At 49.0% G+C, this 14,080-nt stretch carries 11 protein-coding genes; 6 read left to right on the forward strand and 5 right to left on the reverse strand.

Going from position 1 to position 14,080, the window contains the following annotated elements:
• Window positions 1-192: 192 nt before the first annotated feature.
• On the reverse strand, window positions 193-798 hold the full coding sequence (gene grpE, locus AC6IB1_RS14440; protein ID WP_005507026.1) for a nucleotide exchange factor GrpE: 606 nt from the start codon (window positions 796-798) through the stop codon (window positions 193-195).
• A 184-nt stretch (window positions 799-982) separates the two neighbouring features.
• Between grpE and nadK the strand changes: the two genes are divergently transcribed.
• The 3 genes from nadK (at window position 983) to bamE (ending at window position 4,192) form a co-directional block, all read left to right on the forward strand.
• On the forward strand, window positions 983-1,864 hold the full coding sequence (gene nadK / locus AC6IB1_RS14445; RefSeq protein WP_497567233.1) for an NAD(+) kinase: 882 nt from the start codon (window positions 983-985) through the stop codon (window positions 1,862-1,864).
• 187 nt (window positions 1,865-2,051) lie between these two features.
• Complete coding sequence (gene recN, locus AC6IB1_RS14450; RefSeq protein ID WP_497567234.1) at window positions 2,052-3,719, forward strand: DNA repair protein RecN; 1,668 nt, start codon at window positions 2,052-2,054, stop codon at window positions 3,717-3,719.
• 116 nt (window positions 3,720-3,835) lie between these two features.
• Entirely contained in the window at window positions 3,836-4,192 is a 357-nt protein-coding gene (bamE, locus tag AC6IB1_RS14455; protein WP_497567235.1) for an outer membrane protein assembly factor BamE, read from the forward strand.
• A 54-nt stretch (window positions 4,193-4,246) separates the two neighbouring features.
• On the opposite strand, the gene phoU is transcribed toward bamE, so the two are convergent.
• Genes phoU through AC6IB1_RS14475 form a run of 4 tightly spaced genes read right to left on the reverse strand, consistent with a single transcriptional unit; the run spans window position 4,247 to window position 9,662 of the window.
• Window positions 4,247-4,954 (reverse strand): phosphate signaling complex protein PhoU, encoded by a 708-nt coding sequence (gene phoU, locus AC6IB1_RS14460; protein WP_005507032.1) that lies wholly within the window; start codon window positions 4,952-4,954, stop codon window positions 4,247-4,249.
• Between the two features lie 14 nt (window positions 4,955-4,968).
• Window positions 4,969-5,787: a phosphate ABC transporter ATP-binding protein PstB gene (gene pstB / locus AC6IB1_RS14465; protein ID WP_497567236.1), complete on the reverse strand. Its 819-nt coding sequence runs from the start codon at window positions 5,785-5,787 to the stop codon at window positions 4,969-4,971.
• Between the two features lie 21 nt (window positions 5,788-5,808).
• Window positions 5,809-7,455, reverse strand: a complete 1,647-nt coding sequence (gene pstA, locus AC6IB1_RS14470; protein ID WP_497567237.1) for a phosphate ABC transporter permease PstA — start codon at window positions 7,453-7,455, stop codon at window positions 5,809-5,811.
• A 41-nt stretch (window positions 7,456-7,496) separates the two neighbouring features.
• Window positions 7,497-9,662, reverse strand: a complete 2,166-nt coding sequence (locus AC6IB1_RS14475; RefSeq protein ID WP_497567238.1) for an ABC transporter permease subunit — start codon at window positions 9,660-9,662, stop codon at window positions 7,497-7,499.
• A 245-nt stretch (window positions 9,663-9,907) separates the two neighbouring features.
• Between AC6IB1_RS14475 and AC6IB1_RS14480 the strand changes: the two genes are divergently transcribed.
• The 3 genes from AC6IB1_RS14480 to ppx are packed head-to-tail and all read left to right on the forward strand — an operon-like array spanning window position 9,908 to window position 14,033.
• Window positions 9,908-10,420, forward strand: coding sequence for a glycine cleavage system transcriptional repressor (locus tag AC6IB1_RS14480; RefSeq protein WP_497567239.1), 513 nt, complete (start codon window positions 9,908-9,910; stop codon window positions 10,418-10,420).
• A gap of 15 nt (window positions 10,421-10,435) precedes the next feature.
• Window positions 10,436-12,532 carry a polyphosphate kinase 1 gene (gene ppk1, locus AC6IB1_RS14485; protein ID WP_497567240.1) on the forward strand — a complete coding sequence of 699 codons (2,097 nt, stop codon included), beginning with the start codon at window positions 10,436-10,438 and terminating at the stop codon, window positions 12,530-12,532.
• The gene (gene ppx / locus AC6IB1_RS14490) at window positions 12,525-14,033 is read left to right on the forward strand and encodes an exopolyphosphatase (RefSeq protein ID WP_497567241.1); all 1,509 of its coding nucleotides are present in this window, start codon (window positions 12,525-12,527) and stop codon (window positions 14,031-14,033) included. The genes ppk1 and ppx overlap by 8 nt, the downstream gene beginning before the upstream one ends.
• The last annotated feature ends 47 nt before the right edge of the window (window positions 14,034-14,080 follow it).

The raw sequence follows: 14,080 nt of genomic DNA on the forward strand, positions 1-14,080 counted from the left end.
TCTCCGAAAATTCGTCTTATGTCTATGTTACGTTAACCCATATATGGGGGTCGCGTTTTAGGGTTCAACCCTGCACAAGAAAAATTTTTAAATTTTCTTTTTAATGCCTTTTAAATAAGGGCGACTTATTGTCTTTCAAGGCCTGAAATGAAAAAAACCCGCAACATGCGGGTTTTTCTTTGAAAATGCCAGTTACGCTTGCTCATCTACGTTACCAGCGGGGGCTTTTGACACCATGACCATTGCTGGGCGAACAACGCGGCCATTCAGCTCATAGCCCTTTTGCATCACCAGCATCACAGTGTTTGGGGCGTGCTCTTCGCTTTCCTGAATAGACATTGCCTGATGGAATTCAGGGTTAAACGGTTCGCCCTGTGGGTTCAGCTCTTTCAAACCAAATTTCTCGACGGCATCTTTCATGGTTTTCAGTGTCAGCTCAACACCTTCAACCATCGGTTTCAGGGTCTCGTTTTCGCGGTCAGCCATTTCCACCGCGCGTTCCATGTTGTCGATAACAGGAAGCAATTCGTTGGCAAAACGCTCCAGAGCAAACTTACGCGCCTTATCGATTTCCTGCTCTGTGCGACGACGCATGTTTTCCACATCTGCACGTGCACGCAGTACGCTGTCTTGTTGCTCTTTGACTTTTGCTTCACTTGCTTCAAGTGCAGCCTCAAGCTCAGTGATCCGGCTGATCATTGCATCGGTTTCAGCATCTAGGGCATTTTCTTCAGCCTGTGCGTCCACCGCTTCATTTTGCAACTCTTCTTCCTGGATCTTGTTTTCTTCTTTGCTCATGCTCTCTCCGACACAATACACTGTGTTGATCCCCCAAAATCTCATACATTGGGGCATCAATCTCGACGGTTTTGCTTATTATGGGGATGAATATTCACGTTTCAAGGTGTCTGTTCCCCGAAAGCACGACAACGGAAGGGCAATCACTTATACTCAAGCCACTAAACAGTGCAGGATCAATAAGATGGCAAAGCGTTTCAACACTATTGCTTTGGTCGGAAAACCGCGAAACCCCGACGCGGTTGCAACCCATGAAAGCCTCTATAAATGGTTGACACATCAAGGTTATCGCACGCTGATCGACAACAGGCTTGATAACTACCTGGATATCCCTGCCGAAGATTTTCACGACCTGCTCTCTTTGGGCGCAAAAGCTGATCTTGCCATTGTGATTGGTGGTGATGGCAATATGCTGGGAGCTGCCCGTGTCCTTTCCCGCTTTGATATTTCTGTTGTCGGTGTAAACCGGGGCAACCTCGGTTTTTTGACCGATCTCGATCCTGATGACTATGAAAACGCATTAAGCTCGGTGCTGGCAGGCGAATACGTGGAAGATCACCGCTTTCTCTTAGAAGCAGAAGTGCACCGCCATGGCCAGATAAAAAGCCACAATGCCGCGCTCAATGAAGCTGTCCTTCATCCGGGGCAAGTAGCCCATATGATTGAGTTTGAAGTCTATATCGATGACAACTTCGCGTTTTCTCAACGCTCAGATGGCATCATTATTTCTACACCGACGGGCTCCACCGCATACAGCCTGTCTGGTGGCGGACCCATTCTGTCGCCCAGTATTGACGCTATCTCGCTGGTGCCGATGTTTCCTCACACGTTATCAAGCCGGCCATTGGTGGTGGATGCCAAGCGCCATATCAAACTGGTGGTGTCGCCGGATAATGGCAGCACACTGGAAGTCAGTTGCGACAGCCAGGTTTCCCTGCCGGTAAACCCGGGTGATGAAGTACACATTTACCGCAGCCCTTCACTGCTTAAGTTGATTCATCCCAAAAACTACAGTTATTACAAAACTCTGCGTACCAAGCTGGGCTGGTCCAGTAAGCTATTTTAGGGAACAGAACATATCGATAAAAAAGAGCAGTTTAGACTGCTCTTTTTTATGCTTGAGTTGCCATCTGTTCATTTTTCAACCCGCATCACAATTTGATGGCAAATTCATTCCTGAACATCTTTACTGTATACAAACACAGTATATACTGTGCAAAACAACAGGTGGTGATAAATACAGGTATATAGTCATGCTGGCACACATCACAATTCAAAACTTTGCCATTGTTAAAGCACTCGAGCTGGACTTCCAGCCGGGAATGACCACTATTACCGGTGAAACCGGTGCGGGTAAATCGATCGCGATTGATGCATTAGGCTTATGTCTAGGCGATCGCGCTGACGCTGCCATGGTTCGTCCCGGCGAAGATAAAGCCGACATTGTGGTGCAGTTTCATTTGCAAAATAACCCGGCAGCAAGACGTTGGCTTGAAGACAATGAACTGGCCGATGGTGAGGAATGTATTTTGCGGCGTGTTATCTCTAAAGAAGGCCGCTCTCGCGCCTATATCAATGGCAATCCTGTTCCGGCTTCCCAACAAAAATCACTGGGACAGCACCTGATCAATATCCATGGCCAGCATGCCCACCAACTGCTGATGAAAAATGATTACCAGCTGACACTGCTCGATCAGTATGCAGGCCACCAGCACCTTCTCTCCACAATGCAACAACGCTACCAGGACTGGCGCGCGGCGAAAAATGAGCTCAAGCAACTGGAGAAAAACAAAGAAGCATTGGAAGCACAGCGCCAGTTGCTGGAGTATCAGGTCAATGAGCTCAACGAACTGGCATTGGGTGAAAATGAATACCCAGAGCTTGAGGAAGAGCACCGTCGTCTTTCAAATTGCGGTGACATCGCCATTTGTAGTCAAAGTGTGCTGCAGGCACTGAGCGATAATGAAGAAAACAACGCCATGCAACTGCTGCAATTTGCCCAGCAAAAACTGGCAGAGCTTGCCGCGATGGACAGCCGGTTCAATGAACTGACCCAGATGTTGGATGAAGCGTGTATCCAGGTGCAGGAAGCCAGCCATGAGATCTCAAGTTATATGGATCGCCTGGATATGGATCCGGCACGGCTGAGTTATCTGGACGAGCGCATGGCAACCATTATGCGCCTGTCGCGCAAGCATCAGGTATCACCAGAGGAACTCTTCGTTACCCATCAAGCTCTGGTCAATGAGCTGGAAAACCTGAATAACAGTGACAATCAAATTGATCAACTGACCGCTAATGTAGATCTAAAACATCAGGCATGTCTGGTCGCTGCAGAAAAACTCAGCAAGAGCCGTAAACGTTATGCCAAAGAGCTGGACAATCTGATATCAGCCAGCATGCATGAACTCAGTATGGAAAACGGCAAGTTTCATATCGCCCTTGATAGCCAGCCAACCAGCCACTTATCACCGCTGGGAATCGACAATATCGAGTTTCTGGTTTCTACTAACCCCGGCCAACCCATGCAGGCACTAGGGCGTGTGGCATCTGGTGGGGAGCTGTCACGTATCTCGCTCGCCATCCAGGTAATAACAGCACAGAAAGTTGATACCCCAAGCCTGATTTTCGACGAAGTGGATGTAGGCATCAGTGGCCCAACAGCCGCTATTGTTGGTAAGCTGCTGCGCAAACTCGGTGAATCCACACAAGTTATGTGTGTCACACACCTGCCGCAGGTTGCCGGTTGCGGCCATCAGCAGATGTTTGTGGCCAAGACCAGTGTGAAAGGCAATACCACCACCAGCATGATCCCGCTGGATACCCCATCGCGGGTCAAAGAGTTGGCACGCTTGCTCGGTGGCAGTGAAATTACCGAGCATACACTGGCAAACGCCAAGGAATTACTGGTTACTGCCTGAGAAAACAAACTATTCCAAAATGCACAGTTGAATAGGAAAATTGAGACAAGAATTTTTTACTTCTATCACCAGCTCGTTTATTATCATTTCTTATTTGGGACATAAAGTAAGACGTCATGCATTGGAAAAAGATCGTTACGGCAGCACTTGTTCTGATCAGCCTTTCAGGTTGCTCTTGGGCCAACAAGCTGGTTTACCGCATAGACATCAATCAGGGAAATTACATCGACCAAAATGCGGTTGAAGAGCTCAAATTCGGTATGACCAAAGAGCAAGTTAAATTCTTGCTTGGTTCACCAATGCTAGTCGAATCTGGCTATCCTAAAACTTGGTATTTTGTTCAATATGTAAAACCCGGACATGAAGAGTCTGAACAAAAAGAGCTGATCCTCTCTTTCGACAACAATAGTTTGTTGATTGGCATGAAAGGGGACTATCAACCAAGTTCCGGTTTTTTTGAAGTTATGCAATAAAAACCCGCAGATGCGGGTTTCTTATTGTCTCTCAGATCTGTATCCAGACAATCGCTATTTCAGCATTTTCTCCAACTGCTCTTTGTTGGTGTGGCGGATATCTTTGCCTTTCACAAAGTAAATAATGTACTCACAGATGTTCTGGCAGCGGTCTCCTACCCGCTCAATAGCACGGGCTGACCACATCACTTTAAGCACATTGGGAATCGAGCGTGGGTCTTCCATCATGTACGTCATCAACTGGCGTAAAATCGCCTCATACTCTTTATCCAAGTGATCATCACGATGGTAAACCTGCATCGCTGCGTCCACATCCATACGGGCAAACGCATCCAAAACATCGTGCAACATCCGCGCCGCTTTGTGACCAAGGTTTTCCAGCGAAACCAAGAATGGTTGTTGGTGATTGGAAAAATTGTCCAGCGCCATTCTCGCGATGCTGTCAGCCACATCACCGATTCGCTCAAGATCGGTAATGGTTTTGATAATGGCAATCACTAACCGCAAGTCACCAGCTGTCGGCTGACGTTTAGCAATGATACGGGTGCAAGCCTCATCGATAGCCACTTCCATCGAGTTGACTTTATGATCTTCACGGATCACCTTTTTTGCCAGCTCGATGTCCTGATAGTGTATCGCACGCAGTGCGTCCGTTAACTGACGCTCAACCAGCCCCCCCATTGCCAGCACATGGGTGCGGATTGCTTCCAGCTCAGTATTAAACTGACCGGAAATGTGGCGACTGATATTTTGATTATCCATTTGCGTGTGTTTCCTTAACCATAACGGCCGGTGATGTAATCTTCGGTTTGTTTGTTTTTCGGTGTCGTAAACAGTGTGTCGGTATCGGCATATTCTACCAATTTGCCTAAGTTGATAAAGGCGGTTTGATCAGAGACGCGTGCGGCCTGCTGCATGTTATGTGTCACAATGACCACGGTGTATTTACGCTTCAAATCGTTAATGAGCTCTTCAATCGTCAACGTAGAAATTGGGTCAAGTGCGGATGTCGGCTCATCAAGCAACAACACTTCCGGTTCAATCGCAATTGCACGGGCAATCACCAACCGCTGCTGCTGACCACCCGATAAACCAAACGCATTGTCGTGCAGGCGATCTTTGACTTCATCCCAAAGGGCCGCGGCACGTAACGAGCGCTCAACGGCATCATCCAGCGTACGTACCTCCTTCACGCCTTGTAGGCGCAAACCGTAAATCACATTCTCATAGATAGACTTGGGAAACGGGTTGGGGCGTTGGAACACCATACCAACCTGTCGACGGAGCGCAGGCACATCGATGGATTCATCGTACACATTGGTGCCATGCAAGAGGATTTCACCTTCAACTTTGCACCCATCTACCAAATCGTTCATACGGTTGATGCAGCGCAGCAAGGTTGATTTGCCGCAACCGGACGGACCAATAAATGCTGTCACCTTTCCTTTGGGAATACGCATATTGATATCAAACAATGCCTGGGTATTGCTGTAATACAGATTGAGATTACGGATCACCAATGCGGTCTGCTCATCGGGAAGTGATGAGAGATCGACCGGACCTGGTAATCCAATATTGGCATTGATAGATATCATTTCGTTTAAACCCAAGTCTTCCTAAATCTCTTGTTCCAGCGCGCGGTACTTTTCCCGCAAATGGTTACGAATAGTGATCGCGGCCAGGTTGAGGCTAACAATTACCGTCACCAGTAGCAGTGAAGTGGCATAAACCAGTGGCCTTGCCGTCTCAATGTTCGGGCTCTGAAAGCCCACGTCATAAACATGATAGCCAAGGTGCATGAACTTTCTGTCCAAATGCAAAAACGGGAAGTGACCGTCCAGCGGCAACGCCGGAGCCACTTTTACCACACCGACCAACATCAAAGGAGCTACTTCACCTGCCGCCCGCGCTATCGCCAGGATCAATCCGGTCATGATAGCAGGGCTTGCCATCGGTAATACGATGCGCCACAAGGTTTCAGCCTGTGTCGCTCCAAGCGCCATCGAGCCATGGCGAACCGACGTTGGAATACGCGCTAACCCCTCTTCAGTAGAAACAATCACCACTGGAAGGGTCAAAATAGCCAGTGTCAGAGATGACCATAGTATCCCCGGCGTACCGAATGTCGGGTTTGGCAACGCATCAGAATAAAACAGCGAATCAATGCTGCCTCCCACGAAATAAACGAAAAATCCAAGGCCAAACACGCCATAAACAATCGATGGCACACCGGCAAGGTTGACCACGGCAATGCGAATAATGCGGGTAAAGGTATTCTTACCTGCGTACTCATGCAGGTAAACCGCTGCCAATACACCAAGCGGTGTCACCATGACAGACATCAGTAACACCATCAATACCGTGCCAAATATCGCCGGGAACACGCCGCCTTCAGAATTGGCTTCACGTGGGTTTTCCGTCACGAAATGGGCAATTTGCTGTGCCCAATGTGTCACCTTTTCAGGCCAATCCATATCGTTAGGATACCAAAGCCGGAGCACGTCATTTAATGCGATAGTAACGGTCTCGCCATGGCGGTCTTTCACCACTAAACGGTCCAGCGACAGCTCATTACGCCGCTGCATCAGCACGTCTTCCAATGACTGATAGCGAAGCTGCAGCGTTGCAATTCCTTCTTCCACTTTTGCCGGTACCGCTTGTCTCTTTTTGATATAAGCGGACCTCTCATTTTTCAGCGCGGTCAGCTGATAATTAACCGTCTCAATCTCACGCTGTTCAATCTGGGCAATCGCTTTTCTACGGGTATCTGCCGAGGCAATTTTCTGTTCAAAAAACACGTGATCCGGCGCATCAATCACATGTTCCCCGCCGTCGATATAGCCAACCGGTATGCCAAAAAATACCCCATTTCCCGTGCGTTCGATGACCGCTATATGAGGATTTGCGGTTTGTAAGAGAATGTCCTGTTGCAGCACTGAGATAAAATCGTGCGCTTCCCGCTCCCGGTTAGCAACCTTGATAAGCAAGCGCTGATACTCATCAAGATTAGGATCTTTCAGGGTCACACCCGCTTCTTCCAGTTGCTGGCGGGAAACCATCTCAACACCATAAATCTGGCCAAACACCGTATCCTCACCGTGGGGCGTTTCTATCTTGAATTCATACACAGGTGCAGGCCAGAAATAAGCAAGCCCTTTCCAGCCAATCAATAACATCACGCCCAACACCGCCACCAGACACAGGCTAACCATACCGGCGGTCACCCACACCCACGGAGAGCTGCTGTTTAACCGCTTAAGCATTTGCTGGCCCCAAAACGAGTAAATGGATGGAAATGATAAAGTTACAAGGCACGGTATTTTTCCCGTAACTGCTGACGGACAAACTCAGCCACAGTGTTAAACAAAAAAGTAAATGAGAACAGAATGAATGCCGTCAGAAACAACACACGATAGTGCGAGCTGCCCACTTCCGATTCCGGCATTTCCACGGCAATATTGGCTGACAGGGTTCTCAATCCTTCAAAGGGATTCCATTCCATCAATGGTGTATTACCTGTTGCCATCAGCACAATCATGGTTTCTCCTACCGCACGTCCCAGTCCCATCATAATGGCAGAGAAAATCCCGGGACTGGCGGTGAGCAGCACAACCCGAGTCAATGTTTGCCAGTGGGTTGCACCGAGTGCGAGTGATCCATTCGTTAAGTGGCTCGGCACCGAAAAAATTGCATCTTCTGCAATGGTAAAAATGGTTGGGATCACCGCAAAGCCCATCGCAATACCGACAACAATGGCGTTGCGCTGATCAAAATTTACACCCAGCACGTCAGTGACAAACACCCGGCTGTCTCCACCTAAAAAGGTATTTTCTATCCAAGGCCCAAGTGCGAGTGACACATAACCTAACACCAATATCAGAGGAACCAGCACAAACAGGTGACCTCCGGGGGGCAATCTCTTGCGGACAACCTTAGGCAAAAACGCCCAAATAACTGCGGAAAGCAGGAATGAAACCGGCATAGAGACAAACATCAGGAGCACAGCCGGAAGGCGAGTTTCGATAACAGGTGCAAGCCAGAGCCCGGCAAGAAAACCGAGAATTACCGTGGGCAACGCTTCCATGATTTCAATGGTAGGCTTTACCACTTTCCTCATGCTAGCGGGCATAAAATAGGCCGTATAGATAGCCCCACCAACCGCCAGAGGAATGGCAAAAAACAGGGCATAAGCAGCCACCTTGATGGTACCGAACACCACCGGCATGACACTGAGCTTACCTTCAAACGACTCACTGCCAGAGGTTGACTGCCAAACGTAACCGGGCGCTTCATACCCTTCATACCAGATTTTCTTCCACAGTGAACCGATGCTCACGTCCGGGTGTGGATTATCCACCTTCAGCAGGATCAGTAAGCCGCCCTTTTCAACCAGCAAACGATCGGCACGGGGAGAAAAAGCCAACGCATCAATCTGACCAGCAACATCCGGTACATCGAATACATCCAGGGTTTCACTCGGGGCATGCCAGAACGTCAACGCCCCACTGGATGATAGATTCACGAATACACTGCGGTGAGGTTCTACCGCCAGCAGACCATTTTCTGATGCGAACTCACGAACCATGGTTAACGAACGCTGGTTGGCTTTCGCCACATCAAACCATTGGGTGATCCTGCCGTCATCAAGGCGCACCATCAACGAATGGCCACCGGCAAGTAGTGTCATGGATTGAGGCATGGCTCCCGTTACTTCGGCAATATCGACCGACTCACGCAGCGTCAACTCACGCTCTGAAAGCGAATACACATTCAACGTATGGCCAGCTAATTCAAACAGCTTACGCCCATTGGGGGTGATCACAACATTGGCACCGATCTGAGTCGGTAATTCAATATGTTGCTCTTTGCCCGCATTATCAATCACCACATTGAGCATATTTCCCGTCACCGCAGCAATCACCCGGCCATTGTTTCTCTGGGCAAAAGACAAGCTGGAAATAGGGTCACCGTTCCCAAGTTTCACGCTATCCAGTTTCTGGATATCCGGAGTAAACGTGCGCACGCCATCAACATAGTGGGAAAGAAAACGCAGGTGCTGAAAGCTGACAGTGCCATCTTTCAATCCATATGCACTGATCCCGGCATAAGGGTGGGGAGAATAAAAGCTGGTTGGTGCGACAGCCAATTGCTCACGAGCGACGACATTGCCTTCGCCCTCCAGTGAAAAAACGGTCAACATGCCCTGATCAGAATAGCGATAACCCAACTGGTTATTATCATCGATGCCCAGTTGTTCGGCAGGATGCTCAAAGCCAATATCCAGAACATGATCAACCGAAACCGACGGGCTTTTGAACAGCGGCAACACCACATAAGCGAGGTAGAAGAAAATCAACAACAGAGCCAGTAACACCGCAATGCCACCACCCGTGACGGAAAGGCGCGCAAGTCTGTCTTTGAAACGCCGCCGGATGTCTCCCTGGGTCAGCGCATGGGTGGCGTTTGCCATTGGTACCTCATCGATTAGTTAAGCGGTTTATAATATTTATTTTTGATGACACAAATGTGACAGCCCATCCTCTAAGACGCTATTACTCACCCGAAATCAAAGTGTAATAAAACATCGATAGTCTCGATTAACATTGATATGAGGCACAGATCGGAAGTGCTTGTTTCGCCCAAGGTAGACAGGGGTTTCAAACCGCTCTAATAATGAGCATTTCCCCTTCCGCTGTTGACGTAAAGGATTCGACCATGAAGCAGCTAGTTATTACCCTCATCGGCACAGATCGCCCAGGTCTGGTAGAAACGCTCTCCGATACCGTATTCCAGCATCAGGGAAGTTGGCAAGCCAGCAGCCTGAGTAAACTTGCAGGTAAATTCGCTGGCATTGTCCAAATTGATATCAATGAAGACAATGCTTATGCTCTCAAAGAAGCGCTGAACCGCATTCCCGATTTAAATGTCCTTATCGCAAACGCAACACCACAAACAGAAATGGACACCACCACCCATACGCTGTCCGTCACAGGGAACGACCGCCCCGGGATAGTGCAGGAAGTCACGCGTGAAATTGCCAAGTTTGGAATCAACATCAACAATCTGGAAACAAACACTCAAAGCGCGGCCAATTTTGGCGGCGTGATATTCAACGCCGAGTTTGATCTCGACATCGCCAACACCCTCTCGCTGGACGATCTTGGTGACGCACTGGAACAGCTTTCTGATGATCTGATCGTGGAGTTTGATGAAAGCGATATAACCTAGAATAAAGGGAAAAAGATGAGCGAGGAGACGCTTTACATTGATAAAGAGTTAAGCTGGTTGTCTTTTAACGAACGGGTATTGCAGGAAGCGGCAGACAAAAACGTCCCCATCATCGAACGGGTTCGCTTTCTGGGGATTTTTTCCAGCAACCTCGATGAGTTCTACCAAGTCCGGTTTGCCGATGTAAAGCGCCGCATATTGATCAACGAGGAGCAAGGTGGCGACAACAAAGCCAAAAAGCTCCTCAATAAAATCCAGAATAAAGTCCTCAAACTCAATCAGGATTTCGATCACCTTTATAACGACATTCTGCTGGAAATGGCGCGGCGCCACATCTTTCTGGTCAACGAAAGACAACTGACCGAATACCAGCAAAACTGGCTGAAAAGACACTTTGTCAGCAACCTGCTCCCCCACATCACGCCGATTATCCTGACAGACGACATGGATGTGCTGGCATTTCTAAAAGATGCCTACTCCTATCTGGCCATCGAACTGAGAAAAGCAGACCAGCTTCCCTATTACGCCTTGATTGAAATCCCAACCGATGAGATCGAACGTTTCATCAAGGTGCCGGAGCCTAAAGGCAGACGCCGCCGAAAAACCATCATCCTGCTCGACAACATTATCCGTCTCTGTCTGGATGAAATTTTCAGTGGCCTGTTTGACTACGACAGTGCCGAAGCCTACGCCATGAAAATGACCCGGGATGCAGAATACGACCTGACCAATGAAGTCGACCACAGCCTGCTTGAAAACATGTCAGACAGTTTGGACCAGCGCTTGACTGCCTTGCCAGTGCGCTTTGTTTACCAGCGTGATATGCCCGATGAGATGGTAAAAAAAATCATCCAGATGCTGAAACTCTCAGATTATGACAGCGTGCTGCCCGGTGCCCGCTACCACAACTTTAAAGATTTCATCGGCTTTCCGAATGTTGGGATGAAATACCTGGAAAACCCGCCGCTGCCCCCGATTGAATCAGCCGATTTCACAACCAGAAAAAACGCCTTCGACGCCATCCGCGAGCGGGATATATTGCTGTACTACCCCTACCACACCTTCCGTCATATGACCGAGCTGGTGCGTCAGGCATCCTTTGATCCGAAAGTAAGAAGCATCCGCATAAACATCTACCGGGTGGCGAAAAACAGCCGCATTATCAACTCCATGATTGACGCCGCCAATAACGGCAAACGCGTGACCGTGGTGGTGGAACTGCAAGCCCGTTTTGATGAGGAAGCCAACATTGAATGGGCCCGCATGCTGACCGACGCAGGTGTCAAAGTCGTGTTCGGGACACCAGGCCTTAAAATCCACTCGAAGCTCTGTTTAATTACCCGCAGAGAGGACGACGGGCTTCAGGAATATGCCCATATCGGTACGGGGAACTTCCACGAAAAAACCGCACGTATCTACACGGACTTTTCACTGTTTACCGCGGATAAATCCCTCACCACAGAAGTACGTAAAGTGTTTAACTTTATCGAAAACCCGTACAAACCGGTCAAGTTCTCACACCTGATTGTGTCCCCACGCAACTCACGTTCAAGGATATACCGGTTGATTGAGCGTGAAATTGAGCATGCCAAGGCAAAACGCAAAGCCGGGATCACCTTGAAAGTAAACAACCTGGTCGACAAGGGACTGGTAGATTTGCTCTACAAAGCAAGCAATGAAGGGGTAAAAATCCGCATGGTCATCCGTGGTATGTGTTCACTCATTCCAGGTGTAAAAGAACTGAGCCATAACATTAAAGCCATCAGTATTGTCGACCGTTTCCTTGAACATCCCCGGGTATTTGCATTTGAAAACGGGGGCGATCACGATGTCTATATTTCTTCTGCAGACTGGATGACACGTAACATTGACAACCGGATAGAAGTGGGGGCGCCCATCAGGGATGAACGCCTCAAACAGCGCATTATGGACATTCTCGAGTTGCAGTTTCTCGATCGGGCCAAAGCGCGTGTGCTCGACGAAAAGATGTCAAACGCTTACGTTAAACGCGGAAATCGCAAAAAAGTACGCTCACAACTCGCCATTTACGAATACCTTAAACACGTAGAACGCGCGGAAAAACGTCAAGCAGGCAAACAAAAAAATGAATGACTACACCCCGACTGAAAAGCCACGGGAAATTGCAGCGATTGATTTGGGTTCCAACAGCTTCCACATGGTCGTTGCCCGTGTCGTCGGGCAAAGCCTTCAAATCATCAGCCGCCATAAGCAGCGTGTACGCTTGGCATCCGGGCTCGATGATCACAAGAATCTGGATAATGCCGCCATTGATCGTGGTGTCGATTGTCTGGCCATGTTCGCTGAGCGTCTCCAGGGGTTTGATGAACAAAATGTGCGCGTAGCGGCCACATTCACCCTACGTGAGGCCAGGAACAGCCAGGTTTTTGTCCGGCGTGCCCGTAACGTTTTTCCCTACCCGATTGAAATTATTCCCGGGGTAGAGGAAGCGCGTCTGATTTACCTTGGTGTCTGCCATACCCAACCTGGGGAAGGTAAGAAACTGGTGGTTGATATCGGCGGCGGCAGCACTGAGCTGGTGATCGGCAACGGCTTTAACCCGATCCTTGTAACCAGCAAGCATATGGGTTGTGTCAGCTACAACCAGCGTTTTTTCAACGATGGACAGATTTCTGCCAGAGGCTTTGCACAAGCCCAACTGACCGCGGAACTCAAGCTGGAAAGCATTGCCCGACAATATAAAGATTGTGGCTGGAACGAAGCAATGGGCTCTTCGGGCACGATAAAAGCGATTCGTGAAGTGCTGATCGCCAGTGGACACGAAGACGGCATCATCACCCGAAAACGCCTTGATGATCTGATTGATCAAGTCATCACGTTTAAGTCAGCCCGAGCACTGACTCTACCGGGCTTACCCGAAGAGCGGCAACCGGTCTTTGCAGCGGGGCTTGCAATCCTGTCGGGGATTTTTCATGCCCTGAATATCGACAGCATGGTTTTTTCCAGCGGTGCACTGCGTGAAGGACTGCTGTACGAAATGGAAGAACGCTTTCAACACAGTGACATCCGAAGCCGTACTGCCGCAGACCTGGCCCAGCGATACCATATTGACCTGCAACATGCAGAGAATGTGCAGCAGATCGCTGAGCATTTTTACCTTCAAGCAGAGCCGCAGCTCAGTCCGAAAAAGGCTGAGCTGGCTATCTTGCTGAGCTGGGCAGCATTACTCCATGAAGTTGGCCTCAGTATCGCCCATTCAGGCTTTCATAAGCATTCTGCCTATATCCTACAAAATACCAACCTGCCCGGTTTTAATCAGGAGCAACAAACCGTACTGGCTACCCTGACCCGTTTTCACCGCAAAGCGCTGAAGCTGGCAGACATGCCTGAGTTCACCCTGTTCAAAGTAAAACACATTTATCCACTTATCCGTTCACTGCGTCTGGCCTGTGTACTCAACGTTCAGCGAAGTGGGGAGCCGGTAACGGATGTCAAACTTGAGACCAACGATGATTGCTGGTCACTCACCTTTCCAGAAAACGGGTTAAACCAGAATACCCTGCTTGCTGCAGATTTGGAGACAGAGAAAAACTATTGGGAAGCAGTGGGCTGGAAGCTCAAGGTGAAGGGATAAAACACGGTACCAAGCCAAGGTCAAGGTGACAGAGCAAGGAAGCCGTG

This window comes from Grimontia sp. THUN1695 (assembly GCF_059704325.2).

Coding starts and splice junctions, on each gene's coding strand:
- grpE (WP_005507026.1), bottom strand. CDS start 798: ATGAGCAAAGAAGAAAACAAGATCCAGGAAGAAGAGTTGCAAAATGAA.
- nadK (WP_497567233.1), top strand. CDS start 983: ATGGCAAAGCGTTTCAACACTATTGCTTTGGTCGGAAAACCGCGAAAC.
- recN (WP_497567234.1), top strand. CDS start 2,052: ATGCTGGCACACATCACAATTCAAAACTTTGCCATTGTTAAAGCACTC.
- bamE (WP_497567235.1), top strand. CDS start 3,836: ATGCATTGGAAAAAGATCGTTACGGCAGCACTTGTTCTGATCAGCCTT.
- phoU (WP_005507032.1), bottom strand. CDS start 4,954: ATGGATAATCAAAATATCAGTCGCCACATTTCCGGTCAGTTTAATACT.
- pstB (WP_497567236.1), bottom strand. CDS start 5,787: ATGATATCTATCAATGCCAATATTGGATTACCAGGTCCGGTCGATCTC.
- pstA (WP_497567237.1), bottom strand. CDS start 7,455: ATGCTTAAGCGGTTAAACAGCAGCTCTCCGTGGGTGTGGGTGACCGCC.
- AC6IB1_RS14475 (WP_497567238.1), bottom strand. CDS start 9,662: ATGGCAAACGCCACCCATGCGCTGACCCAGGGAGACATCCGGCGGCGT.
- AC6IB1_RS14480 (WP_497567239.1), top strand. CDS start 9,908: ATGAAGCAGCTAGTTATTACCCTCATCGGCACAGATCGCCCAGGTCTG.
- ppk1 (WP_497567240.1), top strand. CDS start 10,436: ATGAGCGAGGAGACGCTTTACATTGATAAAGAGTTAAGCTGGTTGTCT.
- ppx (WP_497567241.1), top strand. CDS start 12,525: ATGAATGACTACACCCCGACTGAAAAGCCACGGGAAATTGCAGCGATT.